This is a genomic window from Mesorhizobium sp. P171375 (genome assembly GCF_057786075.1).
The window spans coordinates 3,459,344-3,483,828 of record NZ_JBYNWF010000001.1 but is presented as its reverse complement, the minus strand read 5'-3'; the positions used below and the strand labels follow the sequence as shown (position 1 = coordinate 3,483,828).

24 protein-coding genes and 1 pseudogene are annotated in these 24,485 nt (G+C 64.3%); 9 read left to right on the top strand and 16 right to left on the bottom strand.

Annotated elements, in window-relative coordinates; genetic code table 11:
* Positions 1-82: 82 nt before the first annotated feature.
* Positions 83-1,588: a S10 family peptidase gene (locus ACYHH6_RS16665; protein ID WP_352585040.1), complete on the top strand. Its 1,506-nt coding sequence runs from the start codon at positions 83-85 to the stop codon at positions 1,586-1,588.
* A 10-nt stretch (positions 1,589-1,598) separates the two neighbouring features.
* On the opposite strand, the gene ACYHH6_RS16660 is transcribed toward ACYHH6_RS16665, so the two are convergent.
* Positions 1,599-2,030, bottom strand: coding sequence for a nuclear transport factor 2 family protein (locus tag ACYHH6_RS16660; RefSeq protein WP_352585038.1), 432 nt, complete (start codon positions 2,028-2,030; stop codon positions 1,599-1,601).
* Between the two features lie 350 nt (positions 2,031-2,380).
* On the opposite strand from ACYHH6_RS16660, the gene ACYHH6_RS16655 reads away from it, so the two are divergent.
* Positions 2,381-3,304, top strand: a complete 924-nt coding sequence (locus tag ACYHH6_RS16655; RefSeq protein ID WP_435053262.1) for a DMT family transporter — start codon at positions 2,381-2,383, stop codon at positions 3,302-3,304.
* A gap of 151 nt (positions 3,305-3,455) precedes the next feature.
* On the opposite strand, the gene ACYHH6_RS16650 is transcribed toward ACYHH6_RS16655, so the two are convergent.
* Positions 3,456-4,319, bottom strand: coding sequence for a LysR substrate-binding domain-containing protein (locus tag ACYHH6_RS16650; protein WP_352585036.1), 864 nt, complete (start codon positions 4,317-4,319; stop codon positions 3,456-3,458).
* A gap of 112 nt (positions 4,320-4,431) precedes the next feature.
* Here ACYHH6_RS16650 and ACYHH6_RS16645 point away from each other — a divergent pair, with 112 nt between their 5' ends.
* Together ACYHH6_RS16645 and ACYHH6_RS16640 are read left to right on the top strand one after the other, a co-directional pair.
* Positions 4,432-4,839 (top strand): tautomerase family protein, encoded by a 408-nt coding sequence (locus ACYHH6_RS16645; RefSeq protein WP_352585034.1) that lies wholly within the window; start codon positions 4,432-4,434, stop codon positions 4,837-4,839.
* 168 nt (positions 4,840-5,007) lie between these two features.
* A complete protein-coding gene (locus ACYHH6_RS16640; protein ID WP_352585032.1) occupies positions 5,008-7,230 on the top strand; it encodes an AMP-binding protein in 2,223 nt (740 codons plus the stop codon).
* A gap of 11 nt (positions 7,231-7,241) precedes the next feature.
* Here ACYHH6_RS16640 and ACYHH6_RS16635 read toward each other — a convergent pair whose 3' ends face one another.
* From ACYHH6_RS16635 to ACYHH6_RS16625, 3 genes are all read right to left on the bottom strand, one after another.
* Complete coding sequence (locus ACYHH6_RS16635; protein ID WP_352585031.1) at positions 7,242-7,505, bottom strand: hypothetical protein; 264 nt, start codon at positions 7,503-7,505, stop codon at positions 7,242-7,244.
* Between the two features lie 170 nt (positions 7,506-7,675).
* Entirely contained in the window at positions 7,676-8,491 is an 816-nt protein-coding gene (locus ACYHH6_RS16630; RefSeq protein ID WP_352585029.1) for a CDP-alcohol phosphatidyltransferase family protein, read from the bottom strand.
* 3 nt (positions 8,492-8,494) lie between these two features.
* Positions 8,495-9,193, bottom strand: coding sequence for a phosphatidylserine decarboxylase (locus ACYHH6_RS16625; protein WP_352585027.1), 699 nt, complete (start codon positions 9,191-9,193; stop codon positions 8,495-8,497).
* Between the two features lie 202 nt (positions 9,194-9,395).
* On the opposite strand from ACYHH6_RS16625, the gene ACYHH6_RS16620 reads away from it, so the two are divergent.
* Positions 9,396-10,136 carry a lysozyme inhibitor LprI family protein gene (locus tag ACYHH6_RS16620; RefSeq protein ID WP_352585026.1) on the top strand — a complete coding sequence of 247 codons (741 nt, stop codon included), beginning with the start codon at positions 9,396-9,398 and terminating at the stop codon, positions 10,134-10,136.
* A gap of 90 nt (positions 10,137-10,226) precedes the next feature.
* Complete coding sequence (locus tag ACYHH6_RS16615) at positions 10,227-11,099, top strand: SMP-30/gluconolactonase/LRE family protein (protein ID WP_352585024.1); 873 nt, start codon at positions 10,227-10,229, stop codon at positions 11,097-11,099.
* Here the strand turns inward: ACYHH6_RS16615 and ACYHH6_RS16610 are convergent.
* The 4 genes from ACYHH6_RS16610 to ACYHH6_RS16595 form a co-directional block, all read right to left on the bottom strand.
* Positions 11,078-11,422: an antibiotic biosynthesis monooxygenase gene (locus ACYHH6_RS16610; protein WP_352585022.1), complete on the bottom strand. Its 345-nt coding sequence runs from the start codon at positions 11,420-11,422 to the stop codon at positions 11,078-11,080. The genes ACYHH6_RS16615 and ACYHH6_RS16610 overlap by 22 nt on opposite strands.
* Positions 11,423-11,709: 287 nt before the next feature.
* Entirely contained in the window at positions 11,710-13,590 is a 1,881-nt protein-coding gene (locus ACYHH6_RS16605; RefSeq protein ID WP_352585020.1) for an ABCB family ABC transporter ATP-binding protein/permease, read from the bottom strand.
* A gap of 24 nt (positions 13,591-13,614) precedes the next feature.
* Positions 13,615-13,950: an ArsR/SmtB family transcription factor gene (locus tag ACYHH6_RS16600; RefSeq protein WP_352585018.1), complete on the bottom strand. Its 336-nt coding sequence runs from the start codon at positions 13,948-13,950 to the stop codon at positions 13,615-13,617.
* A 265-nt stretch (positions 13,951-14,215) separates the two neighbouring features.
* Positions 14,216-15,697 carry a LysM peptidoglycan-binding domain-containing protein gene (locus ACYHH6_RS16595; RefSeq protein WP_352585017.1) on the bottom strand — a complete coding sequence of 494 codons (1,482 nt, stop codon included), beginning with the start codon at positions 15,695-15,697 and terminating at the stop codon, positions 14,216-14,218.
* Positions 15,698-15,821: 124 nt separating this feature from the next.
* Between ACYHH6_RS16595 and ACYHH6_RS16590 the strand changes: the two genes are divergently transcribed.
* Positions 15,822-16,433: an LOG family protein gene (locus ACYHH6_RS16590; RefSeq protein WP_352585015.1), complete on the top strand. Its 612-nt coding sequence runs from the start codon at positions 15,822-15,824 to the stop codon at positions 16,431-16,433.
* A 143-nt stretch (positions 16,434-16,576) separates the two neighbouring features.
* Here the strand turns inward: ACYHH6_RS16590 and ACYHH6_RS16585 are convergent, their stop codons facing one another.
* Positions 16,577-17,461: a LysR family transcriptional regulator gene (locus ACYHH6_RS16585; protein ID WP_352585013.1), complete on the bottom strand. Its 885-nt coding sequence runs from the start codon at positions 17,459-17,461 to the stop codon at positions 16,577-16,579.
* Between the two features lie 113 nt (positions 17,462-17,574).
* On the opposite strand from ACYHH6_RS16585, the gene ACYHH6_RS16580 reads away from it, so the two are divergent.
* Both ACYHH6_RS16580 and ACYHH6_RS16575 read left to right on the top strand, forming a co-directional pair.
* Positions 17,575-17,865, top strand: coding sequence for a muconolactone Delta-isomerase family protein (locus tag ACYHH6_RS16580; RefSeq protein WP_203278078.1), 291 nt, complete (start codon positions 17,575-17,577; stop codon positions 17,863-17,865).
* Positions 17,866-18,230: 365 nt separating this feature from the next.
* Positions 18,231-19,105 (top strand): annotated as a pseudogene (locus ACYHH6_RS16575) (CorA family divalent cation transporter).
* 18 nt (positions 19,106-19,123) lie between these two features.
* Here the strand turns inward: ACYHH6_RS16575 and ACYHH6_RS16570 are convergent.
* From ACYHH6_RS16570 to ACYHH6_RS16545, 6 genes are all read right to left on the bottom strand, one after another.
* The gene (locus ACYHH6_RS16570) at positions 19,124-19,810 is read right to left on the bottom strand and encodes a glutathione S-transferase family protein (protein WP_352585011.1); all 687 of its coding nucleotides are present in this window, start codon (positions 19,808-19,810) and stop codon (positions 19,124-19,126) included.
* Positions 19,811-19,820: 10 nt separating this feature from the next.
* Positions 19,821-20,750 carry an EamA family transporter RarD gene (gene rarD, locus ACYHH6_RS16565; protein WP_352585009.1) on the bottom strand — a complete coding sequence of 310 codons (930 nt, stop codon included), beginning with the start codon at positions 20,748-20,750 and terminating at the stop codon, positions 19,821-19,823.
* Positions 20,751-20,878: 128 nt separating this feature from the next.
* Positions 20,879-22,495 (bottom strand): citramalate synthase, encoded by a 1,617-nt coding sequence (gene cimA / locus ACYHH6_RS16560; protein WP_352585007.1) that lies wholly within the window; start codon positions 22,493-22,495, stop codon positions 20,879-20,881.
* A gap of 46 nt (positions 22,496-22,541) precedes the next feature.
* Complete coding sequence (gene pip / locus ACYHH6_RS16555) at positions 22,542-23,504, bottom strand: prolyl aminopeptidase (protein WP_352585005.1); 963 nt, start codon at positions 23,502-23,504, stop codon at positions 22,542-22,544.
* A gap of 2 nt (positions 23,505-23,506) precedes the next feature.
* Positions 23,507-23,983 (bottom strand): GFA family protein, encoded by a 477-nt coding sequence (locus ACYHH6_RS16550; protein WP_352585004.1) that lies wholly within the window; start codon positions 23,981-23,983, stop codon positions 23,507-23,509.
* Positions 23,980-24,471, bottom strand: a complete 492-nt coding sequence (locus ACYHH6_RS16545; protein ID WP_352585003.1) for a GFA family protein — start codon at positions 24,469-24,471, stop codon at positions 23,980-23,982. The genes ACYHH6_RS16550 and ACYHH6_RS16545 overlap by 4 nt, the downstream gene beginning before the upstream one ends.
* Positions 24,472-24,485: the final 14 nt, after the last annotated feature.

The following is a 24,485-nucleotide window of genomic DNA, read 5'->3' as shown; positions in this document are numbered from 1 at the left end:
GAGGGGCCACGACGTCGCGAATAGTTACTTTGACTTCGACCGCCTAGACCATACCTATGCGGGAGCCATTCCCGGAGGTGTCATGCGTGCCAAGCTGAAGCTTATTCCCGCAATTCTCCTGGTGCTTGTCGCCTTCGCGCAGCCCGGCCTCTCCGAAACGCCCGAGCGCCCCGCCCCTGCCGGCGGTGTGCTGTCGCTGCTGCCGGCGCCGCAGATCACCAGCCATTCGATCACCATTGCCGGACGCAAGCTCGACTACCAGGCAAAGGCCGGCACGCTGTCGCTGCTGTCCGGCAAGGGCGAGGTCACGGCGGAAATCTTCTATGTCGCCTACACGCTGCCGCCGGCGGCCGGCGCGGAGAAGGCTCGTCCCATCACCTTCGTCTTCAATGGCGGCCCGGGCGCGGCGTCCGCCTATCTGCATCTCGGTGCACTCGGCCCGCGCGTCATCGCGACCGGGGCCGACGGGCAATTCCTGCCGCCGCCGCAAAAGCTGATCGACAATCCCGACAGCTGGCTCGATATGACCGATCTCGTCTTTGTCGATCCGGTCGGCACCGGCTACAGCCGCGAGGCACCCGGCCAGGACACGAAAGATTTCTGGGGCGTCAGCCAGGATGCCAGTTCTATCGGCGCCTTCATCCGGCTTTATCTCGCCCAGAATGGCCGCACCGGATCGCCACTCTTCCTTGCCGGCGAAAGCTATGGCGGGTTCCGAGCAGCACTGCTGGCCAGAACCCTGCAGGAAGATGTCGGCCTGAGCCCGAATGGCATCGTGCTGATCTCGCCGGCGCTGGAATTCACGCTGGTGCTGCCGGACGAGTTTCAGCCGCTGCATTGGGCGCTGGAACTGCCCTCGCTGGCGGCGGTGCGGCTGCGCAGCGAAGGCCTCAGCGGCGAGGCGCTGCGCGAGAAACTCGCCGAGATCGAGCACTATGCGTTGGGTGACTACCTCACCGCTCTGACCAGCGGCCTCGAACAGGGCGGGCGGCTGGCCAGCCAGCGCGTGGCCGAGATCACCGGCCTGCCGCTCGACCTCGTGCAGCGCAATTTTGCTCGCATCCCGACCGGCCTTTTCGCGCGCGAATTCCAACGCGCCGGCGGCAAGGTGCTCAGTCCTTATGACGGCACGATCGCCACCAGCGATATCGCGCCGGAGAGCGCGCGCATCGCCGGCCCGGATCCGGTGCTCGACCGCAGCGTGCCAGCATTGACCTCGGCCTTCGTCTCCTATGCACGCGACGAGCTGAATTTTCGCACCGACGTCAGCTACCGGTTGCTCAATGGCGATGTCACCCACAATTGGGACTACGGCGGCTCGCGGCAAGGCTATGCCGGGGTGATGGACGATCTGCAGCGCGCACGTTCGCTGAACCCGGCGCTCGGCGTGGTGATCGTCAATGGCGAAACCGACCTGGTCACGCCCTATCTCGCCTCGCGCTATCTGGTGAACCAGCTTCCGACGCTCGGCGGCGCAAAACCCATCCGTCTCGACGTCGTCGAAGGCGGCCACATGATGTATTTCCGACCCGACGGCCGACGCGCGCTGAAGGAGGCCGTTGCGGAGCTCTACCAGGTAACGCAGTGAGGTGGCGAGGTCACGAACCGGTTCCACTGCTGGCCGTTGGCGGACGGCGCCCGGAGAGGGCTTCAACCGCGTCTTCGATGCCGACAACTTGGCGCTCGACGTCCTCCAGATACAATCGCCCGGCCACAATCTGACCGTCGATGATCTCGAACAGCGTGACCCCGCGCACCTCGAAGGGTTGCCCGTCGCTGCGAGTCCCTGACCAATGCCATTCGATCCAGGTCGTGTCACCGTCTTGGACCGAGCGCGTGACCGCCGCGTGGAAGTCAGGTATTCCCGTGAACATGGCCTCCCAGTTGGCGCGCATCTGGTCACGCCCAACGAAGGCTCTGCCCGGGTGCGCCGGCTGTACGCTCCGATAGTTCTCGTGGATGAGAGCGGTGACAGCGTCGAGATGATGCGCGTTCATCGCCGTCACCAGTCGATCGATCACTTCGGTCATCGAAACTCCCGGGCTTATGCAGCGCACGCATTGGCGCGCCCTCTCCGTAGTCCGCTGCCGGGTTGAGCCGCGCCGATCAATCCGCGAGCCTCAAAATTACCTGATTGGGCTGGGGCCGTCCAGCATTGCAAGACGCCGAACATGCGCGTCCGCCGCCGCGCGCAATAGCGTCAGCGACCACTGTTAAGTGGCTTTTGTCCGCGTAAAAGCCCTTTGTAAACATCAGCGAATGCCGCCGCCCCCTGCCCCAACGTAAGCCCGAAGCTGGCGCAGAGGCGCGCCGGCTGTGCCATGGGATGATGCCCCCTGCTGACAGCAAGGTGCCAGGACAGCAAGCGTAGTCTGGTAACATGACGGATTCCCTCGACAAGCCCGACACGCTCATGAACAGCGCGGCCAGCATCGCTGCCGAGCGCACGCTCGGCATCACGCTGGTGTCGGCGTCGGCGGCTTTCTTCGCGCTCACCGGCGTCTTGACCAAATCGATCCATGCCGACCCGCTGACCCTCACTTGCTGGCGCGGCTTTGTCGGCTCGATCCTGATCACCTTCTATGTGCTGTGGCGTCGCCGCCGCTCCGGCGGGCGGGAAAGCTTGCGACTCGGTTGGCGCGGCTGGTTGCTGGCGGTTGAGGGTGCGGCGGCCAGCATCGCCTTCATCTCGGCGTTCAAGTTCACCTATGTCGCCAATGTGGCGGTCATCTATGCCACAGCGCCCTTCATCACCGCGCTGCTAGCCTTCGTGCTGTTGCACGAGCCGTTCCGGGCGCAGACGCTAGTTGCATCAGCGGTGTCACTGTGCGGCGTGACAATCATGGTCGGTTCCGGCTTCGGCAGCGGCCATCTGTTCGGCGATGGGCTCGCACTGCTGATGACCGCCGGCAGCGCGCTCTACATGATCATGGTGCGCGCCTTTCGCGACACGCCGGTGGTGTGGGCGGGCGCGGTGTCGGCCTTCCTTTTGTTCGTGTTCGGCTGGTTCGTCACCGACCCGCTGGCGGTTTCAGCCCACGATGCTGTGCTGCTCGTCGCCTTCGGAGGATCGTTTGCGGCGGCGTCGATCCTGTGGACGGAAGGCTCGCGGCTGATCCCGGCGCCCGAATCCGGCCTGCTCGGTGCGGCCGAAGTGCCGTTCGCGATCTTGTTCGCATTCCTGTTCCTCGGCGAGATCGCACCGGCCGCCAGCCTGATCGGCGGCGCCATCGTGCTGTGCGCGGTTTTTGCCCATGCCGGTCGTGATTGGCTGGTGGCGAGAAAAAGGGCGGCAACCCCATAATTATTTTCGGAGTCATGGAACCATCATTCGGCTCAGGCATTATTGATGCGACGGGTCACCCCCCAAGTCCCCCCAAACCCCTCGACCCGTCCTCCTTAAAGCCGATCGTAAAGGTCGGCTTTTTCTTTGGATATCAGCCGGCAAGGGGAAATCAGCCGGTAAGGCCGGGCAGAGCGAGATTGTCGCTGAGCAAGGCGGCAAGGTCGCGCGCCGGCCGTTCGGCGCCCTGGCCGAGCCTTATGGCGAATTGCGCAATCGGTACCGGCGGCAGGCCGAGCTCGCGCGGTGCTTCGACGATGCCGGAATGGGCAAAGCGGGCGGTGCGCAAGGTCAGCGCTATGCCGGCGTTGACCGCGGTGCGCAGGCCGGCAAGGCTGGCGCTGCCGGCGGCAATACGATAGCGACGGCCGGCTGCATCGAGGGCTGCGAGAGCCGCTTCGCGAAAGCCGCAATAGGGGTCGAGCAGCGCCAGCGGCAATTCCTCTTCCCGCACGGCAAGCCCCTTTTTCGAGCACAGCCACAGCATCGGCTCACTGAACAGCCCGACTTCGTCATTGGCCGGGGTTTTGCGCATGATGATGGCCAGGTCGAGCTGCCCGGCCCGCAGCGCCTCGCCAAGCTCGGCCGAGCGGCCGACGCGCAGTTCGATCCTGACGCGCGGATGGCTGGTTGCGAAGGCGCGCAGCAACTCCGGCAAGCCGCTGTCGGCGAAATCCTGCGTGGTGCCGATGGCGACTCGGCCGGCGGCGCGCGCGCCTTTCAGTGCAAGCCAGGCCTCGCTGTGCACGGCAAGGATGCGACGGGCATGGCCGACCAGATCCTCGCCGGCCAGCGTGAGCCCGCGGCTGCGGCCCTGCGCCACCAACAAGGGTTCGCCGACGACCTCCTCCAGCCGCTGCATCTGGGCCGTCACCGCCGAGGGCGAGCGGCCGACAGCAGACGCAGCCTGGGCCAACGAGCCTCCATCGACAAAGGCCAGGAAGGTTTTGAGCAGATCAGGGTCGAGCGCTTGCATACTTCGATAATACAGAACCTTTCCTTCAAAACAATTCGATTTTTTTGATTCTAGGATGATGGCATGGTCACTCCAACGGCAAACAGACGCCGCTCAACCAAAGGAGAGAAAAATGCCGATCATCAACATCAGCGTCACCGGCAAGCCCGACGCCAAGCTGTCCGCCGCTATTGCCAAGGAAATCACCGACCTGACCGCAACCCATCTGCGCAAGGATCCGACGATCACCGCCGTCGCCATCAGCTATGTCGACCCGCAGCACTGGTTCGCCGGCGGCAAGTCGCTGGCCGAGCACGGCGCCAACACCTTCTGGCTCGACATCAAGGTGGTTGACGGCACCAACACCAAGCTGGAGCTGGAGGCCTATCTGAAGGCGATCTTTGACGCTTTTGGCCAGTTGCTGGGTGGCGTCCATGAGGAGAGCTATGCTTTCGTGCACGAGGTGCCAGCGGCTGCCTACGGTTATGGCGGCAAGAGCCAGGAGTTCCGGTTCATCAGCGGGCGGTTGAAGGCGGCTTGAGGAAGCCAACGAGCGCAGCGCCCGCCCCTCATCCGCCCTTCGGGCGCCTTCTCCCCGTGAACGGGGAGAAGGAAAAAGGCTCGACATTGACCTTGCCCCCCATTGCGTTACCCTCTGCTGCGAAGCGGACGAAGAGCCGCGATACCGGAACGTTGGGAGAGACGCGGCATGATCCTGACACTGGCGCTGCTTGCAGGCCTCGTGCTGGCCTGGCTGCTGATTGCCGCGATCGAGACCTTTCGCCTCGACCTGCGCTTCACCCAGGCGCTGCTCTACGTGCCGTTCAAGCTTGCCTACCAGATCGAGGACCGGCGCATCCGCATTGCCCGCAACGTGCCGACGCCGGTGATCTATGTGGTCTCGCACCAGTCGCGCTTCGAGCCGGCACTGATGCTGTCGCTGCTGCCTGACGACACGCTGCACATCTTGGACGAGGCGTCGGCGCGCTCGCTCTGGCTCGAGCCATGGCGCGAGCTTGGCCGCACCATTGCCTTCAACGCCGAGCATCTGTTCGTCAGCCGCCGGCTGGTCAGGGTGCTGAAGGGCAAAGGCCGGCTTGCCGTCTATCTGCCCGACGACGTCGAGCCCGATGTGAAGTCATTTCGCCTCTTCCGTGCCGTTACCCGCATAGCCATGCAGGCCGACGCCACCATCGTGCCGATCTTCGTTGCCGGCGCGCGCGACCTGCCGGTGTCCTTGACGCCAAAGGACCGGGCGCCCCGCCACTGGTTCCCACAACTGTCGATCAGCGTGCTGGAGCCGATGACGATTGCCGAACTGGTGGCGCGCAATCCCGACCAGGCTTCCAACACCAATGCGCTGTTTGACCGCATCGCCGAGGCCAGGCTTTTCGGCAGCAACCTCGATCGCGGCCTGTTCCTGGCCATGCGCGATGCAGCAGACCGCACCGGTGCCTCGCATCCGATCATCGAGGATGTGATCAGCGGCTCGCTCAGCTACCGAAAAATGTTCATCGGCGCGCGCGTGCTCGGCCGCCGTTTCGAGGCGGTGACAGCACCCGGCGAAGCGGTCGGGGTGTTGCTGCCCAACGCCAATGGCGTGGTGCTGTCCTTTGTCGGCCTGCTTTCGGCCGGCCGGATAGCGGCGTTGATCAACTACACCGCCGGGCCGGCGAGCGTCACCGCCGCGGTGCGCACGGCAGTGATCCGAACGGTGATTTCCTCCCGCGCGTTCGTCGAGAAGGCCGGGCTTGCCGACATCATTGCCGCGGTCGAGGCCGGCGGCGCCAAAATGCTGTGGCTGGAGGATGTGCGCGCAAGCGTCACCGCCCTGGAAAAGCTCACCGCCGCAGTGCTGTGGCGGTTCCCGCTGCAACGGCAGGACGCTGCCAAGCCGGCGGTGATCCTGTTCACCTCAGGCTCGGAAGGCACGCCCAAGGCCGTGGTGCTGTCGCACCGCAATCTCCACGCCAATGCCATGCAGGCTGAGGCGCGCATCACCATCTCGCCGTCCGACATACTGCTCAACGTTCTGCCGGTGTTTCACTCTTTCGGGTTGACCGGCGGCACCATCCTGCCTTTGGTGACCGGGGTAAAGCTGTTCCTCTACCCCTCGCCGCTGCACTACAAGATCATCCCGGAGATCGCGCGCAAGGTGAAGCCGACCGTCATGTTCGGCACCGACACCTTCCTCGCCAATTATGCCCGCACCGCCAAGGATGGCGATTTCTCCAGCCTGCGCTTCGTCGTTGCCGGCGCCGAAGCGGTGAAGCCGGAGACGCGCCGCGTCTACCGCGAGCGCTTCGATGCCTCGATCATCGAGGGGTTCGGGCTGACGGAGGCAGCTCCCGTGGTTGCCGTCAACACCGCCATCCATGGCCGCGACGGCACGGTCGGGCGGCCGTTGCCGGCGATGCGCATGAAGCTAGAACCGGTCGAGGGCATCGAAGACGCCGGCAGGCTGTGGCTCGACGGGCCGAATTTGATGATGGGCTACATGACGGCGGACCGCCCCGGCGAATTGCAGCCGCTGGACGGCTGGCTTGACACCGGCGACATCGTCTCGGTCGACCGCGAGGGCTTCATCACCATTCGCGGCCGGGCAAAACGCTTCGCCAAGATCGCCGGCGAGATGGTGTCGCTCGGCGCGGTCGAGATGCTGGTGCAGTCGCTGTGGCCGGAAGAGCGACATGCGGCGGTGGCGGTGCCGGACAAAAGGCGCGGCGAGCGCATCGTGCTGGTCACCACCGCGGACGACGCCGATCCGGAGGAACTGCGCGCCTTCGGCAAGAAGGCGGGTGCGGCCGAGCTGATGGTGCCCAACGATATCGTCAAGGTCGAGGAGATCCCGGTGCTGGGCTCGGGCAAGACCGACTATGTCTCGACCCGCAAATTGGCGATCGATCGGCTGGGGCTGAGTGCTGCGGCCTGAGAGGCTCTCGTCTAAAAGACCGCCGCCGACAACAGCATGATAAGACCGACCCCCATCATCAGCAGGCCCGGCCAGTTCTGCGACAGGCCGAAGAAACCGAGCCCGCGCCGCCGCGGCTCAAGTGTCGGGCCTGTCGTTGCGAGCTTTGGCGCTGGGCGATCCGGCGTCGCGGGAGAGGACTTCGGATCGCTGAGCCGCCCGCGCCCGATAACCGCGCCCGCCATGTACACAACGCCAGCGACAGTGAGCAACGCGCCGATGAGGATGACAGCCATTTCTCCTCGCTCTTCTCCAGGGCCTGCCTGACGCAAGTCGCTTGCGGGATTAGCGTTTCGGCGACGTCGCACCTCGCCGCTCATGCCTACCGATATAGCGCGACGGCTTCTCCCGGTCGTCCCTTGAGACACAACGGTCAAGATGCCCGGCAGGTTCCGACAGGGGCCTGTCAGCCAATATCCGAAGGCGGCACCTTTTCGCCCTCGCGCAGGGCGCGTTTCGTATAGGCGCGCACGCTGAACGGCAGGAAGATGAGATAACCCGCGACCGAGGCGGTCAGCGTGTACCAGGGATAGGTCATCAAAAGCAGCACGTAGAGCACAACCGCGAGGATGATCGGCAGCACCTTGTCACCCGGCACTTTCAGGCTTTTGCCGGAGTAGACCGGCAGCCGGCTGACCAGCAGGAAGGCGACCAGGATGGTGAAGCCGGTGGCGACGAAGGCGGCCGGGCGGCTGGGCTCAATGCCAACGCGCAGGAACGACAGATAGAGCGGCAGCATGACCAGCACGGCGCCTGCCGGCGCCGGTACGCCGACGAAATATTCGCTCTGCCAGATCGGGCGATCATTGTCCTCGTCGAGCACGTTGAAGCGCGCGAGCCGCAAACCGCAGGCGATGGCGAACAGCAGTACCGCGATCCAGCCCGGCGATCCTGCGCGGTCGAGCAGGAAGGCATAGAGCACCAAAGCGGGCGCCACGCCGAAATTGACGATGTCGGCGAGCGAATCCATTTGCGCGCCGAATTTGGACGTCGCCTTCAGCATGCGCGCCAGGCGCCCGTCTATGCCGTCGAGGAAGGCGGCGAGCAGCACCATCACCACCGCCGGCTCGAAACGGCCTTCGAAGCCGAAGCGGATCCCGGACAGCCCGGCGCAGATGGCAAGCACGGTGACCAGATTGGGCAGCACCATGCGCATCGGGATTTCGCGGATGCGCGGGCCGCCGCTGCCGTGAGCCTCGAATTTTTTGAACGGCGCGCCCACCGCTTACGAGATCCTGACGAGCGGGGTTGCGGCGATGCCACCGAACTCGGCGAGCACCGTTTCGCCGCCGACAGCCGTCTGGCCAACGGCGACGCGCGGTACGGCGGTCGAGGGCAGGAAGACGTCGACGCGCGAGCCGAAGCGGATCAGGCCAAAACGTTCGCCAATGGCGATCGAGCCGCCGGTCTCGGCCCAGCAGACGATGCGCCGCGCCACAAGGCCAGCAATCTGCACGGTGGCGACGGTGCCATTGGGGCTGTCGATGACCAGGCCGTTGCGCTCATTTTCCGAACTTGCCTTGTCGAGTTCGGCGTTGAGGAATTTGCCTGGCCGGTGCTCGATTTTCGTGATGCGACCACGCACCGGGGCGCGGTTCACATGGCAGGAAAAGACGTTCATGAACACCGAGATGCGGGTCATTTCGGTGTTGCCGAGGCCGAGCTCGCGCGGCGGCACCGCGGGCCCGACCGCCGAGATGATACCGTCGGCGGGACTGACCACCAGCCGGTCGTCGACCGGCGTGACGCGCTCGGGATCGCGGAAGAAACACACACACCAGGCGGTCAGGATCAGGCCGATCCAGAACAGCACCGAGGAGAAATAACCGAGGAACAGCGTGCCCGCGCCGAAGGCGGCGATGAACGGATAGCCCTCGCGATGGATCGGAACGAAGGCATTCTTGACCGAGTCGACGAGGCTCATCGGATGGGGCTCATAGGATGGGGGCGGTCCCTGTTTCAGGTCCGGCCTCAATACCGGAAAGGCTCCGTCGTCGCAACGCAACATTGGGCAAGGCTGCATCGGGCGCGGCCGGCAGCAACGGCGACGTGCTTGCCTGCCGACGACTTTGCCGCCAGAATTCCAGCCACCGCTGGCTCAGTGCGCGGCGAAAGGCCGACCGTCCATGATGCCGAAATCAGAGAAACCGCACCTTACTGCCATGCGATCGGCAGCCATCGGCGCTGTTTTGACCGCACTTTTGGCGGCGAGCGAAATCGCCGCGGCGCAAGGCAAACCGTCCTTCGACTGCGCCAAGGCCGCCAGCGTCGCGGAAAAGGCCATCTGCGCCGATCCGGTACTGGCGCAGGCCGATGCCGAGGTGGCGAAGAATTATGCCGCGCTGCTGAAAACGCTCGATGCTCATGCCGGCAAGGCGCTGCGGGCCGACCAGAGCGATTTCATCGCGTATCGCGACCAGATCGCCGACTTCAACGAGAACACACCAAATGAGCAGCAGACTTTCGATCTCGGCGAATTCCTGCGCGACCGTGCGACCTTCCTGGCCGGCATCCGCAAACCGACGGACGCCGGCCTCATCGGCACATGGAGCAGCGTGCGTGGCTCAGTCGAGATGAAGGCAGCGGGCGCCAGCAAGCTCGAGATTTCGGCAGAGATCGTCACCAACCCCGTCTCGGGAAGCGGCGCGTGCGACATCGGTGGCACCGTCGAGAAGCGCAAGACCCTGCGGCTGGTCGACACCGACGACAACGACAAACCGACCGGCTTCGTCTTCACCTTTCGCCGCGACGGCGATGCCCTGATCGTCGATCAGGACGGCACCGGCAAGGATGACAGATCCGAACCACCGTCATGCGGCGCCAACGGTCATGCCGACGGAACGTTCTTCCTGAGCGAAAAACCGTAACCTGCTGTCGGGAAATCACCCCCTCGCCCGTCCTTGGTGAGACGGCGCCGACCTTTGCAATAACGGCGCTCCAACAAGGAGTTTCCCCAAATGCAGAACCAAACGCGTCTTGTTACCGCCGGCCTCGCTTTCGGCGAATCGCCACGCTGGCACGACGGACGTCTGTGGCTCTGCAATTGGGGCACCGGCGAGATCATTGCCGTCGATGCAGACGGCAAGAGCGATGTCGTGCTCACGGTACCGGCCATCCTGCCCTATTCCATGGACTGGCTGGCGAATGGACAGTTGCTGGTCATTTCGGGGCGTGAAGGGTTGCTGCTGCGGCAGGAGGCGGATGGAACGCTTGCCATCCATGCCGATCTTCGATCGCTGTCGAACAGCCCGTGGAACGAGATCGTCGTCGACGGGCGCGACAACATCTATGTCAACGGCGGCGGGCCGGCGCCGGCACCGGGAGAGCATTTCGGGCCGGGCACCATCGTGCTGATCACGCCCGACGGCACAATCCGCCAGGTGGCGGACAACATCGCTTTCGCCAACGGCATGGCGGTGACGCCGGACAACAAAACACTGATCGTCGCGGAATCGCATGCCAACCGGCTGACCGCTTTCGACATCGCTGCCGATGGCAGCCTTTCCAACCGCCGCGTCTGGGCCGATCTCGATGGCTTTCCTGACGGCATCTGCCTCGATGCCGAGGGTGCTGCCTGGTATACGGACGTTCCCAACAAGCGCTGCGTGCGGGTGCGCGAGGGTGGTGAGGTCTTGCAGACCGTCGAGGCCGATCGCGGCTGCTTTGCCTGCATGCTTGGCGGACCCGATGGCAAGACGCTGTTCATCGCCGCCGCCGAATGGCGCGGCTTCGAACACATGGTCAGCGATGCCCGCACCGGCCAGGTGCTGAGCGCCGAAGCGCCGGCACCTGGCGTCGGCTGGCCGTCTTATAGTCCCGGAATCCGCTGATAGTTTGCGATATCGGCCTTCACACCCAGCCGGGTCAGCGTCGCCTGCCGGTCGAAGCCTGCCCGCTCCTGTGCCGCCTTGACGATCGGCACGACATTGTCGACGGCCGCCTGGTTGTGCCATTCGACGATGGTGACGAGGTTGAATTCGCCCGGTCCCGAGAATTGCTCAAGCACGAAATCCCGCACGAAGCCCTGCTGCTGGCGCAGCAATTCATGTGTCATCCTGACCTTGGTGAGGATTTCTTCGCGCGCCTCGACAGGGACGACGAATTTGTCGACCCTGAACACGGCTGCATCGTCAAATTGATTTAGTTGATCCATTTCAATTGTCTCCGTTCTTGAACGACTTGGGTTCGGTGGCTCAGGAACGGGTTTGCGATCTCAACTTAGGTTGAGGTCAAGAGGGATTTTTTTTAAAAGGTTGGCGCGGCAGCGACGCTGCAAATCTCCCCCCTTGAGGGGGAGATGGCCGGCAGGCCAGAGGGGGTCGGTTCGACTGGACGCGACCTTCTTGCGAGCGATGAAGGTTAGCGCTCCACGCGCAACGACCCCCTCTGTCGCCTTCGGCGACATCTCCCCCTCAAGGGGGGAGATTGGCGCTCCACCGCTTAACTCACCTCCGAAGTCCGTCTGCGCACAATCACCCCGAGCTCATCGCTCTCGCGCGCAATACGCAGCCTCTCTTCGGCTTCTGTCGCTTCGCGCTGGCGGTCCCACATCGAGGCGTAGAGGCCGTGTTGACGCATCAGCTCGGCATGGGTGCCGCGTTCGGCGATCTGGCCGTCCTTGAGTACGATGATCTCATCGGCGGTGATCACCGTCGACAGCCTATGCGCAATGACGATGGTGGTGCGGCCCTTGCTGACCAGGTCGAGCGCCGCCTGGATCTCCTGTTCGGTGTGGCTGTCCAGCGCCGAGGTCGCCTCGTCGAGCATCAGAATCGGCGGCGCCTTCAAAATGGTGCGGGCGATCGCCACGCGCTGCTTTTCGCCGCCCGACAGTTTTAGCCCGCGCTCGCCGACCATCGAGCGGTAGCCTTCCGGCAGCCGTTCGATGAACGGGCCGATCTGAGCAAGCTCGGCGGCCTTCTGCATATCCTCCTCGCTGGCGCCGATGCGGCCGTAGCGGATGTTGTAGGCGATTGTGTCGTTGAACAGCACGGTGTCCTGCGGCACCATGCCGATCGCGCCGCGCAGGCTCTGCTGCGTCACATCACGGACATCCTGGCCGTCGATCAGCACCTGTCCGCCCTGGACGTCATAGAAGCGGAACAGCAGCCGCGAGATCGTCGACTTGCCGGCGCCCGACGGGCCGACAATGGCCACCGTCTTGCCGGCCGGAACCTCGAAGGAGATGCCCTTCAGGATCTTGCGGTTCGGATCATAGGCAAAGTGTACGTCGCGGAATTCGACCTTACCGGCCGAGACGGCAAGCGGCCTGGCATCGCGCTTGTCGGTAATCTCCTGCGGCACATCGAGCAGGTCGAACATCTGCTCGATGTCGGTCAGGCCCTGACGGATTTCGCGATAGATGAAGCCAATGAAATTGAGCGGCACCGACAGTTGCACCAGCATGGCGTTGATGAAGACGAAATCGCCGACGCTCTGCGTGCCGGCCTGCACCTCCAGCGCCGACATGCACATGACGATCACGGTGCCGAGGCCGAAGATGATGCCCTGGCCGAAATTCAGCCAGCCGAGCGAGGTCCAGATCCGTGTCGCCGCCATCTCATAGCGCGCCATCGAACGGTCGAAGCGCTCGGCCTCCATACCCTCGTTGTTGAAGTATTTGACCGTCTCGTAGTTGAGCAGCGAATCGATCGCCTTGGTGTTGGCGTCGGTGTCGCTGTCGTTCATGTCGCGGCGGATCGAGATGCGCCAGTCGCTGGCGCGGACCGTAAACCAGACGTAGAGCCAGACCGTGGCTGCCACCACGACCACATATTTCCAGCCATAGGTGTAGGCGAAGATGCCTGTGGTCAGCGCGAATTCGAGAATGGTCGGCGCCGTATTGAGCATAATGAAGCGCACGATCGTCTCGATGCCTTTGGTGCCGCGCTCGATAATGCGCGACAGGCCGCCGGTGCGGCGCTCAAGGTGAAAACGCAGCGACAGCTGGTGCATGTGGACGAAGGTGCGGAAAGCGAGCTGGCGCACCGCATACTGGCCGACGCGGGCAAACAGCGCGTCGCGCAGCTGGTTGAAGCCGAGCTGCACCAGCCGCACGACATTGTAGGCGACGACCAGCATGACCGGCGCCAGCAGGAAGGACGGTAGCGGCGGCGACGACTTGGCGTCGCCTGCCAGCGCATCGGTCGCCCATTTGAAGAAATAGGGTCCGGCAACCAGTGTCAGCTTGGCAACGACCAGAAGCAGCGTCGCCCAGGTGACGCGTGCCCTGAGATCGGCGCGGTCGGCCGGCCACATATACGGCCACAGATTGCGCAAGGTGCCGAAGGTCGAGCTATCGGAGACGGTTTTTTCTGCCACTTGTCTTGCCTTTTGGGTGGGAGTTCAGCGGCCGGAGCAGCAGGAATTGACGAGCGCGGTCAAAGATGCGGAAACGTCTGCGAGCGCTGCGCGGTCGACCTCATAGCGCGAGCGCTGGCGGTCGGGCTGGAAGCGGACCAGGCCGGCCACGACCAGGATCTTCAGATGCTGGGAAACCGTCGACTGCGCTAGGTCGAGATGGTCAACGACCTCACGGCAGCAGCAGGAATTGCTGGCCGACAAATGTTTCAGGATCTCGATGCGCGCCGGGTGTGAGAGTGCTGCAAAGCGAGCGGCAACCGCGCGGCTTTCGAGCGGTGCGCGGTTTGCGTGGTCTGGTTCGGTGAAAGAGTCGGCCATCGTTCATCGGCGATAGACGATGAACGGGTGTGAGGCAAGCTAACCCGATGGGCAGAAGGGCGGAACTGCTAATCTCCCCCCGAGTGGGGGAGATGGCCGGCAGGCCAGAGGGGGGCGCGAAGGATCGCGGCCTCTAATCAGCAGAGTCTGTCTATCCGAAAAGTGGCACGCGTCTTGGAACAACCGACAGGTCGGTGGGACAGCGCCCCCCTCTGCCCTGCCGGGCATCTCCCCCACACGGGGGGAGATTAGCCAATCCCCGACGCTACTGCGCCTTCACCGGCGCCGTCGTCGCTTGCTCGCCCATCGCCTTGAGGTCGGCGGCTTCGCCTTCCTTCGACTTTTCCGGGACCTTGAACACCTGCCCTGGCCAGATGCGGTCGGGATCGCTGATCTGGTCCTGGTTGGCGAGATAGATGGTCGAGTAGCGCACGCCATGACCATAGACCCGCCGCGAAATCCGCCACAGCGTGTCGTTGCGGCGGATGATGACGGCGCCGTCGGCATGTTCGAGTTTCGGCGCCACCGTCTCCGGCACGTCGGGCGTTGCTGCCGCTACGACAGCCGGAGCCTCGGTAGCGGGCGCTGCCGGCACCGCCGGTGCCGGCGCCTCGGTCGCCGGAGCGGCAGGAGCCCCTGCGGGCTCGGCCGGTGCTTCGGCAGCAGCCGGTGCGGCCGGCTTCGGTTCAGCCGGCTTTGCCTCGGCCGGCTTGGTCTCTGCAGGCGCCACGGCGGCAACCGCGTCGCCCGGTTCGCGCTCGAACGGCACGGCGGCGCGGGCAACCACCTTCACGCCGTCAGCATCGAGACCGTCGACATGGATGGTGTAGCTGCCAACCGGGATGTCGCGCGTCGCCTCAACCAGGAAATGGCCGTCCGGCGAGGTCAGCGCATCGCCGAGCAGGATGTCGTTGGCGTAGGCGCGCACCTTGCGGCCGGCGTCAGCCAGACCGGCAACAAAGATCTTGTTGCCGTCGATCTCGATCGCCTCGACGACGATCTTGGGTTCGGCCACCGCCGCAGCCGGCGGTGTCGCCGGGGCCGGAGCGGCCGGCGCAGTTCCGGCCGGGGCGGCAGGTGCCTCAGCAGCAGGAGCAGCGGCCTGATCGCCGGCAGCCGGTGCCGCAGGCTTGGTCTCAGGCGCGGGAACAGTCAGCAGCTCGGCCGGCTTGCCCGGTTCCTCGACCATCGCCAGCACCTGGCCGGCGGCATCCTTGGGAACCGAAACGACGGCAGTCTGCACCGAAGGCGTTACGACATCGCCGGCTGTCGAGCGCAGCGCGATCGTATAGTCGCCGGGCTTGAGCGGATCGTCGAGGACGATGACGAAAGCGCCGTCCGGACCGGCGACGGTCGACCCGAGCACCGTCGAGCCGTTGAGGATTTCGACCTTTGAATTGGGCGCGGCATTGCCGGCAACGACGATCGAGCCGTTGCTTTCGACGCGTACGACATCGAAGCTCGGCACAACCGAGCCGGCCGCAGCCGGTGCTGCCGGGGCCGTCGCGGGAGCTGTTGCGCCGGCAGGCGCCGGTGCCGGCGTAGCCTTGGCATCGGTCGGGGCGGCAGGCGCCGGCGGCAGCCTTCCCTCGGTCCCGGAGTCGGCCGGCGGCGTCAGTGACGCAATCTCCGCCGGCGGCGTGGGATTGAGATACGGGTCGAGTGCACCCGATACATAGGCCGTTCCGACGACCGCGACGGTCCCACCCGCCGCGAACAGAAACGCCTTCAATGGATTAACAGCCATATTCCCCTGCCCCTTAGCCACCTAACGCCGGTCTAGCGTGTTTTGCCGGAACCGACAAGAAAAAGCCCTGGCTTGGAAGCCTCTGGGGCTTGACCCCGCATTCAGACCCAATCACCAATCACGCATGAACACGATTCGATCCGTCTGCATCTACTGCGGCTCGTCTCCGGGCCGCGATGAGATCTACGCCAAGGCCGGACACCTGCTTGGCCGCTCGCTCGCCAAATCCGGCCTGCGACTGGTCTACGGCGGCGGCACCAAAGGCATTATGGGCGCCGTTGCCGAAGGCGCGCTCAAGGCCGGCGGCAAGGTAACGGGCATCATTCCGCGCTTCCTCATCAACAAGGAGGCGACCGAAACCGCGCTTGACCGGCTCGACGAGTTGCTGATCACCGACAACATGCACGAGCGCAAGCACAAGATGTTCGAAAAATCCGACGCCTTTGTGGCGCTGCCGGGCGGCATCGGCACGGTCGAGGAGATCGTCGAAGTCATGACCTGGGGCCAGCTCGGCCATCACCGCAAGCCGATCGTCTTCGCCAACGTCAAAGGATTCTGGAATCCGATGCTGGCGCTGCTCGACCATATGTCGAGCGAAGGCTTTATTCACACCGCGCAGCGGGTCAAACCGTTGGTGATCGAAGACCCCGAAGCCATCGTCGCCGCCATCCTGGTGGCGGGATCGTCGGTCGATGCGCCGACGGAAGGCGTGCAGTCGGTGATTGATAAGATGTAGGGAATAGGGGAGTACGGCAGTAAGGCGGTATGTTTAGAAGGCCTCGAGCCTCTCCCTACTGCGCTACTGCGCTACTGCGCTACTGCGCTACTGCGCTACTGCGCTACTGCGCTACTGCGCTACTGCGCTACTACCCTACTGCCCTACTGCCCTACTGCCTCCCTCAACTCCGCAATCACCGCTCGCTTGTCCTGGCGCCGCCAGGCGAGATGGATCGAGACGGTGCGCTCGAACCACGGCAGGTCACGAAACGCGATCCCTGACGGTGCTGCACTCCGGAGGCTTGCCTGTACCGTCGCCAGGCCGAGTCCGGCGCTGACCAGGCCGAGCGACGTCAGCGGATCGGCCGTCTCATAGGCAATGTCGGGCAGGAAGCCGGCCTTGGCGCAGGCCGCCAGGAACTGGGCGCGGTTGGTGTCGTCGGGCTGGCGCACCACGGTGATCCAGACGCGGCCGTCGAGATGGTCGGGCCGGATGTCGGCGACATCGGTGAGCGGATCATTCTCCGGCATTGCCAGCACCAGCGGTTCGCGCCGAACCAGCATGCCGGCAAGATCGGGATCGTCGGCGGACGGCGGGCCATAGACGAAGCCGAGGTCAAGCGAACGCTGGCGCAACCCCTCGAGTTGCACTGCGGAGCGCTGGTTCTTCAGCTGCAGGTGAAAATCCGGCCGGTCGCGGCGAAACTGCCGCAACATCCGGCTGACGAGGCCGGCATGCACGGCGCCCTCGACATAACCGATGGCGAGCCGCCCGACCGCACCGCTGGCGAGGTTGCGTCCGAGTTCCTCCAGGCGCCGTGCACTGGCAAGCAGCGCCTGCGCCTCGACAAGGAAGGCCTTGCCTTCGGCATTGAGGTGGACGCGCTGCTTTGCCCGCTCGAACAGGGTGACGCCTAGCTGCGCTTCGAGCTGCATGATCTGGCGGCTCAATGGCGACTGCGAGATGTGCAGCAGTTCGGCGGCACGGCCGACAGTGCCGGCTTCGGCGACAGTGACGAAATAGCGGAGCTGGCGCAGGTCGAACATTTTTTCCTCCACCTCTTGTAGTCCTATAGGGTCTCAACTTTAGCCTAATCAGTCTTGGACAGTCTGACCAGCGGCGGCGATAGTTTGGGCATCGCAACCACAGGAGACAGAAAATGCAGTTCTTTGCCCTTCTCACCCGCAACACCGAAAAGTTCAGCGACGCCGATTTCGCGCCGCTGTTGCCCAGCGAGGCCGAACAGCGCCGCACGCTCTATGCCGAAGGCGCCGTGCGCCAGGTCTGGAACCGCGGCGATATTCCGGGCAGCGGCATGATGTTCGAAGCCGGCAGCGATGCCGACGTGCGCGGCCATCTCGCCACTCTGCCGCTGGTCAAGGCCGGCATGATGGACATTGCCGCAGTGGTGCCGCTCGCGCCCTATCCCGGGTTTGGGCCCAAGCGCTGAGCACGCCGCGAATACGCCGCCGGCGGCGATCCCTGCCGCCGGCCAATTTCTGCAGGGCCAGGCCGCTGCATCGCCTGCATCTGTTCCGCTAGGATCTTGTAGCGCCGCCGCGCGTCGCTGATCGACGGACTGTGATCGCCCTGTCAAGAAACTGACACACAGAACCCGGTTAGCCCATGCTACGAATGGCGTGCCGGCATCCGCGCGCGGCGTGGTCGAAATCTCTACTGGCGAGGCGAGCCGTGAACATCGCTCTCAACGCGGAAGGCACTCCCCTGTAGCCTTACCTGCCCGACGAGCACGGGCTGTTCTTCATCTATCATTTCACCGCTGACGGCCTGCGCACCAAGGATCCGGCCGAGGCTGTGTGGACGTGGCGCAGCTACCAGCTGTCCGACCTGCGCGCCCGCCGCGAGATCGCCGCCGAGGCCGCGCTGCCGGCGCCGGTGCGCGAAGCCTTCCTCGGCGCCAGCCAAGGCTGCCATATCGATCTCAAGGACGACTGGCTCTATGGCGACCTGCCGGACCTGCGCCACGACTATTCGGCGGAGGCACGCGGGCTCGGCCATTTCCGCTTTGCCCTCAACGAAAAAATGCTGATCGGCGCGCGCAAGCAGCCACTGGAATCGGTCGATCTCATCCGCAAGGCGGTGGAGAGCGGCGCGCGCAAATTCCGCTCCCCGGCCGACCTGATCGAGGCGGTCATGGGCCAGTCGCTCGACGGCATGGCGGCCGAGCTCCACGGCCTTGGCGATACGCTGGACGGCGTCGAGGACAGTATCGTGCGCGATGCCTGGCACAGCGAGCGGCAGTCGCTGGTCGAGGCGCGCCGTCAGCTCGTGGTTATCCATCGGCAGATGGCGACGCTGACAAACCTGTTCCGCCATCTCGACCATTCACATCGCAACGAACTGCCTGATCCGATCAACGACATGGCGACAAGGCTCTCGCACCGGCGCACACGCTCTATCACGACGGCGAGCAGTTGCAGGCGCGCACAAGGCTGCTGCAGGACGAATTGATGGCCAAGCTGACGATGCAGTCGAACCAGCTGCTCTATGTACTGTCGGTAATGACGGCGGTGCTGTTGCCGATGACCATCATCTCGGGCCTGTTCGGCATGAATGTCGGCGACCTGCCCATGGTCAACACGCCGATGGGTTTCTGGGTGGTTTCGGCGGTTTCGGTCGTGATCGCCGCGGCGACCTATCTGTTCGTCAGGCGGCTCGGGCGGATGTAGCGCCCATTCAAGCTGATTTCACGCCGTTGCGCGAAGATCCTCGGTGACGGTGCCGGCGGCAGCGACTTCCGCTTCATGATCCGGTTCACGCCAGGTCTCTGCGAGGCCCGCCGCATACCAGTCCTGCATCGCCGGCAGGCCAAGCAATTGCGCGGGATAGGCGGCCGCCGCGCCCTCGAAAGTGAGCCCATAGGACTGCACGCGGAACGCCACCGGAGCAAAGAAGGCGTCGACGGCGGTGAAATGTTCGCCGGCCAGAAACGGCCCGCCGAAGCGGGCGAGCCCGTCATTCCACAAGTCGCCGAGACGGAACAGGTCGTGCTTCAACGAATCGGACATCGCAAACGGCTCGACGCGAACGCCGCAACTCATCGGGCACGCACCGCGCAAGGCGATAAAGCTCGAGTGCATTTCGGCGGCGGCCGAACGGGCCCAGGACCGTGCTCTGGCCTCGGCCGGCCACACGCCATGGTGGCGCTCCGCCAGATATTCGGCAATAGCCAGCGAGTCCCAGACAGCCCAGCCGTCATCGACCAGGCAAGGCACACGGCCACTGGGCGAGAATGCCCGGTAGAGGTCGAAGCTCGACCCTGTCGGGAACGGCGTCAGCCGCTCCTCGAACGAGATGTCGAGGGTGCGCATCAGCACCCATAGCCGCAGCGACCATGACGAATAGTTCTTGTTGGCAATGTGCAGCACGTACATGCAAGTCTTCCTACTTCGGAGCCAACACCGCCGAGCGAATTTCACGGCCACGGAACATCGACCAGGAATACATCGCCAACGCTGCCCAGATCAGCGCGAAGGCAATCGCCTGCGTGGCGCCGAACGGCTCATCGAAAATCAGCACGGCGATCAGGAACACCATGGTCGGCGCGATATATTGCATGATGCCGATGGTGGAGAGGCGCAGAAGCTTGGCGCCGAAGGCAAACAACAGCAGCGGTACCGAGGTGACCGGCCCGCAGCCGATCAGCAGCGCCGTGTCTGTGGCGGTACTGGAGATGAAATGGTCCTGGCCGTTGGCAATCAGGAAGACGATGTAGGCAAGCGCCGGCACCGACAGCAAAAGCACTTCGAGCAGAAAGCCCTGGCTCGGGCCGATCGGCAGTGTCTTGCGGAAAAAACCGTACGCGGCGAAGGAAAACGCCAGCGCCAGCGACACCCAGGGCAATTTACCGGCATCGACGGTCAGCACGGCAACGGCGATCGCCGCCAGCGCCACGGCCGCGATCTGCAGCCGGTCGAGCTTCTCGCCCAGCACCAGCGCACCGACAACGATGACGACCAGCGGGTTGATGTAGTAGCCGAGCGCGGTCTCGACCGTGCGGTCAATCGAGATCGCCCAGACATAGATGGCCCAGTTGATCGAAATCAGCGTCGCCGTCAGCGCCGCCATGCCGATGCTGCGCGGCGAGCGGATTGCCGCCTTGAAATCGGCCGTGCGGCCGGCCCAGACCAGCACTGCCGCCGCGATCGGCACCGACCAGACGATGCGATGGGCGATCACCTCGATCAGCGGCAGATGCGCGACCGCTTTCATGTAGAAGGGCAGCAGCCCCCACAGCAGATAGGCGCCAAGCGCCAGGAGGAAGCCGTTACGAGCCTTGGAGTCGGCATCGGGGGCGAGTGCGTCGGTGGCCATGGCGCAACGCTATGGCTCAACGGCTCGGCCAAGACCATCGCAAAGTTGTGATGGATCAATGGACTTCCGCTGATGGTTCAAGGGCCGGGCCACCTCTCCGCCGCTGCGCGGGGGCGAGGACCCAAGATTTACTCCGCCGCCACCAGCCCTGCCATCTCGCGGTTCTTCATCAGCTTGTAGACGATCGAATCCATCAGCGCCTGGAAGGACGCGTCAATGATGTTTTCGGACACCCCGACCGTCCACCAGCGGGCGCCGGTGCCGTCATGCGATTCGATCAGGACACGGGTGATGGCTTCGGTGCCACCATTGAGGATACGCACCTTGAAGTCGGCCAGTTCCATGTCGGCGATCTCGCCTTGGAACTTGCCGAGGTCCTTGCGCAGCGCGATGTCGAGCGCGTTGACCGGGCCATGGCCTTCGGCCACCGACATCTTTTCCTCGCCATCGACCATCACCTTGACGATCGCCTCGGAGACCGTCTTCAGCTGGCCATTGGCATCGAAGCGGCGCTCGACCATGCATCGGAACGAGGTGACCTTGAAGAACTCCGGCAGGCCATGCAGCATCTTGCGCGCCAAGAGCTCGAAGGAGGCATCGGCGCCTTCATAGGCATAACCTTCGGCCTCGCGTTCCTTGACCACAGATATCAACGCATCGAGCCGATGATCGTCCTTCGGCACATCGATGCCGCGCCGCTTCAGTTCGGCGAGGAAATTAGCCTTGCCGCCCTGGTCGGAGACCATGACGCGGCGGCGGTTGCCGACGGCTTGCGGCTCGACATGCTCGTAGGTCGCCGGCTCCTTGGCCAGTGCCGAGGCATGGATGCCGGCCTTGGTAGCGAAGGCGGAGGCGCCGACATAGGGCGCCTGCGCCTCGGGCGCGCGGTTGAGCAATTCGTCGAAGGCGCGGGAAAGCCGCGAAATGCCGGTCAGGGCTTCCGCCGAGATGCCGGTTTCGAAGCTATCGGCGAAGGCCGGCTTCAGCGCCAGCGTCGGCACGATCGAGACCAGATTGGCATTGCCGCAGCGTTCGCCGATGCCGTTCAGCGTGCCCTGGATCTGACGCACGCCGGCTTCGACGGCGGCGAGCGAATTGGCCACTGCCTGGCCCGTGTCGTCATGGGCATGGATGCCGAGATGATCGCCGGAGATGCCAGATGCGATGACCTTGCCGACGATGGCGCGCACTTCCGAAGGCTGTGTGCCGCCATTGGTGTCGCACAACACCACCCAGCGCGCGCCGGCTTCATAGGCGGTCTTGGCGCAGGCCAGCGCGTAGTCCGGATTGGCCTTGAAGCCGTCGAAGAAATGCTCGCAATCGACCATCGCCTCCTTGCCGGCAGAGGTCGCCGCTTCGACCGAAGCCTTGATGGAATCGAGGTTCTCCTCATTGGTGCAGCCAAGCGCGACGCGGACATGATAGTCCCAGCTCTTGGCCACGAAACAGATGGCGTCGGACTTCGACTGCAGCAGCGCCGCCAGGCCCGGATCGTTGGACGCCGACACCCCTGCCCGCTTGGTCATACCGAAGGCGACGAATTTTGCCTTCGCCGTGCGCTTCTGCTGGAAGAATGCGGTGTCGGTCGGATTGGCGCCGGGATAGCCGCCTTCGACATAGTCCATACCGAACTCGTCGAGCAGCTTCGCAATCGCGATCTTGTCCTCGACAGAAAAGTCGATGCCTGGCGTCTGCTGACCGTCGCGCAATGTGGTGTCGAAGAGATAGAGGCGTTGCTTTGTCATGGCTGCGTGGGTGCGTACGCACCCTCCTCTGGCCCGAAGGCCGATGTCATTTCTTTTCTGCAAACTTGTCCGTTGCCCTGATCAGCTGATCAAGGATCCCCGGTTCCGAGTAGGCATGGCCGGCGCCTTCGATCAAATGGAAATCCGCCTTCGGCCAGGCTTTGTGCAGCGCCCAGGCGTATTTCGCCGGGCACGGCATGTCGTAGCGGCCATGGACGATGGTGCCGGGAATGTCCTTCAGTCTGTGCGCGTCGCGCAGCAGCTGTCCCTCCTCGAGCCAGCCGGCATGAACGAAATAGTGGTTCTCGATGCGGGCAAAGGCGATGGCGAATTCGTCCTCGCCGAACTTGTCGCTGGTCTCCGGCTCCGGCAACAGCGTGATCGTCTCGCCTTCCCACAGGCTCCACGCCAGGGCGGCGTCTAGTTGCGCTTTGCGGTCGGAGCCAACCAGCCGCTTGCGGTAGGCGGCCATCATGTCACCGCGCTCGGCTTCAGGGATCGGCGCCTGAAAACGCTCCCACTTCTCGGGAAACATTTCGGAGACGCCGAATTGATAGTACCATTCGAGTTCGGCGCGGGTGAGCGTGTAGATGCCGCGCACGACAAGCTCGCTGACGCGATCTGGGTGCGTCTCGGCATAGGCGAGCGCCAACGTCGAGCCCCAGGAGCCGCCGAACACCAGCCATGTTTCGAAGCCGCACATTTCGCGCAGGCGTTCGATGTCGGCGACCAGATGCCAGGTGGTGTTGGCGTCGAGCGAGGCGTTAGGCGTCGATTTTCCGCAGCCGCGCTGGTCGAACAGGATGACATCGTAAAGCTTCGGGTCGAACAGCCGCCGATGTTTTGGCGAGATGCCGCCGCCGGGACCGCCATGCAGGAATACCGCTGGCTTAGCGCCCTTGGTGCCGGAGCGCTCCCAGTAGATGGTGTGGCCGTCGCCGACATCGAGCATGCCGGACTCGAACGGCTCGATCTCGGGATAGAGCCTACGCAAGGAACTGCTGTGCATCGTCATAGTTTCAAGCCCTGCTGCGGCCAGTTGGCCGTCTCGTGGTCGGGATGCTGGAAGGAGATGATCTGCTCCTGCCGTCGATAGAAGTCGGGATCGTCGAGGATCGGCGCCTCGAAGATCTTCTCCACCCAGGGCAGCCGCACCGCGTAGTTGACCTGGATCTGCGGCGCGAGGTCGGAGCGGTCGTCGAAGGCGCCGATGGCGATCTCCAGCGCGCCCGGCTGGCGATAGGTCAGCGGCGTGCCGCAACGGGCGCAAAAGCCGCGATCGATGTTGACCGACGACTGGAAGTAGGTTGGCTCCTCGCGCACCCATTCGACACCGTCCTTGGGCACCGTCACCAGCGCACCGAAGAAAGAGCCGAACTGTTTCTGGCACATGCGGCAATGGCAGATGGAGGGACGGCCGAGCTTGCCCCTGATACGGAAGCGCACGGCGCCGCACTGGCAGCCGCCGGTTCGAATTTCGTCGGTCATGGTCTTTCCTCTGGCGGCCATTGTTCAGTGTCGTGGTCGGGATGCTGGTAGGAGACGAGTTCAGCGAGATAAGGCGCCGATGACATGTCGGCCATCGTGTCCTCGCCGGGCAGTTGCGGGATGGTGTCGACATAGGGCAGCTTTGCCTCTGTGCCCCACTGGATCAGCGGCACGATTTCGGCCGGATTGTCGAACGCCCCAATGGCGAGGCCGACGCCATCAGGCGCCGTAAAGGTCAGCGGCGTGCCGCAATTGGCGCAGAAGCCGCGGTTGACGTGACTGGACGAGGCGAAATATTTCGGCTCGCCACGCGTCCAGTCGAGCTTGGCGCCTCGCACCGAAACCAGCGGCGCGTAGAAGGCGCCAAACGCTTTCTGGCACATGCGGCAATGGCAGATCGAGGCATCGCCCAGCGCGCCCTCGACGCGGAAGCGCACCGCGCCGCATTGGCAGCCGCCGGTATAGATCGGCCGATTGTCGAGGCTCATCGTGTCTCGCTCCG

Excerpts from the sequence above, each read along its gene's own strand:
- ACYHH6_RS16665 (WP_352585040.1), top strand. The coding sequence starts at position 83 with ATGCGTGCCAAGCTGAAGCTTATTCCCGCAATTCTCCTGGTGCTTGTC.
- ACYHH6_RS16660 (WP_352585038.1), bottom strand. The coding sequence starts at position 2,030 with ATGACCGAAGTGATCGATCGACTGGTGACGGCGATGAACGCGCATCAT.
- ACYHH6_RS16655 (WP_435053262.1), top strand. The coding sequence starts at position 2,381 with ATGACGGATTCCCTCGACAAGCCCGACACGCTCATGAACAGCGCGGCC.
- ACYHH6_RS16650 (WP_352585036.1), bottom strand. The coding sequence starts at position 4,319 with ATGCAAGCGCTCGACCCTGATCTGCTCAAAACCTTCCTGGCCTTTGTC.
- ACYHH6_RS16645 (WP_352585034.1), top strand. The coding sequence starts at position 4,432 with ATGCCGATCATCAACATCAGCGTCACCGGCAAGCCCGACGCCAAGCTG.
- ACYHH6_RS16640 (WP_352585032.1), top strand. The coding sequence starts at position 5,008 with ATGATCCTGACACTGGCGCTGCTTGCAGGCCTCGTGCTGGCCTGGCTG.
- ACYHH6_RS16635 (WP_352585031.1), bottom strand. The coding sequence starts at position 7,505 with ATGGCTGTCATCCTCATCGGCGCGTTGCTCACTGTCGCTGGCGTTGTG.
- ACYHH6_RS16625 (WP_352585027.1), bottom strand. The coding sequence starts at position 9,193 with ATGAGCCTCGTCGACTCGGTCAAGAATGCCTTCGTTCCGATCCATCGC.
- ACYHH6_RS16620 (WP_352585026.1), top strand. The coding sequence starts at position 9,396 with ATGATGCCGAAATCAGAGAAACCGCACCTTACTGCCATGCGATCGGCA.
- ACYHH6_RS16615 (WP_352585024.1), top strand. The coding sequence starts at position 10,227 with ATGCAGAACCAAACGCGTCTTGTTACCGCCGGCCTCGCTTTCGGCGAA.
- ACYHH6_RS16610 (WP_352585022.1), bottom strand. The coding sequence starts at position 11,422 with ATGGATCAACTAAATCAATTTGACGATGCAGCCGTGTTCAGGGTCGAC.
- ACYHH6_RS16600 (WP_352585018.1), bottom strand. The coding sequence starts at position 13,950 with ATGGCCGACTCTTTCACCGAACCAGACCACGCAAACCGCGCACCGCTC.
- ACYHH6_RS16595 (WP_352585017.1), bottom strand. The coding sequence starts at position 15,697 with ATGGCTGTTAATCCATTGAAGGCGTTTCTGTTCGCGGCGGGTGGGACC.
- ACYHH6_RS16590 (WP_352585015.1), top strand. The coding sequence starts at position 15,822 with ATGAACACGATTCGATCCGTCTGCATCTACTGCGGCTCGTCTCCGGGC.
- ACYHH6_RS16585 (WP_352585013.1), bottom strand. The coding sequence starts at position 17,461 with ATGTTCGACCTGCGCCAGCTCCGCTATTTCGTCACTGTCGCCGAAGCC.
- ACYHH6_RS16580 (WP_203278078.1), top strand. The coding sequence starts at position 17,575 with ATGCAGTTCTTTGCCCTTCTCACCCGCAACACCGAAAAGTTCAGCGAC.
- ACYHH6_RS16570 (WP_352585011.1), bottom strand. The coding sequence starts at position 19,810 with ATGTACGTGCTGCACATTGCCAACAAGAACTATTCGTCATGGTCGCTG.
- rarD (WP_352585009.1), bottom strand. The coding sequence starts at position 20,750 with ATGGCCACCGACGCACTCGCCCCCGATGCCGACTCCAAGGCTCGTAAC.
- cimA (WP_352585007.1), bottom strand. The coding sequence starts at position 22,495 with ATGACAAAGCAACGCCTCTATCTCTTCGACACCACATTGCGCGACGGT.
- pip (WP_352585005.1), bottom strand. The coding sequence starts at position 23,504 with ATGCACAGCAGTTCCTTGCGTAGGCTCTATCCCGAGATCGAGCCGTTC.
- ACYHH6_RS16550 (WP_352585004.1), bottom strand. The coding sequence starts at position 23,983 with ATGACCGACGAAATTCGAACCGGCGGCTGCCAGTGCGGCGCCGTGCGC.
- ACYHH6_RS16545 (WP_352585003.1), bottom strand. The coding sequence starts at position 24,471 with ATGAGCCTCGACAATCGGCCGATCTATACCGGCGGCTGCCAATGCGGC.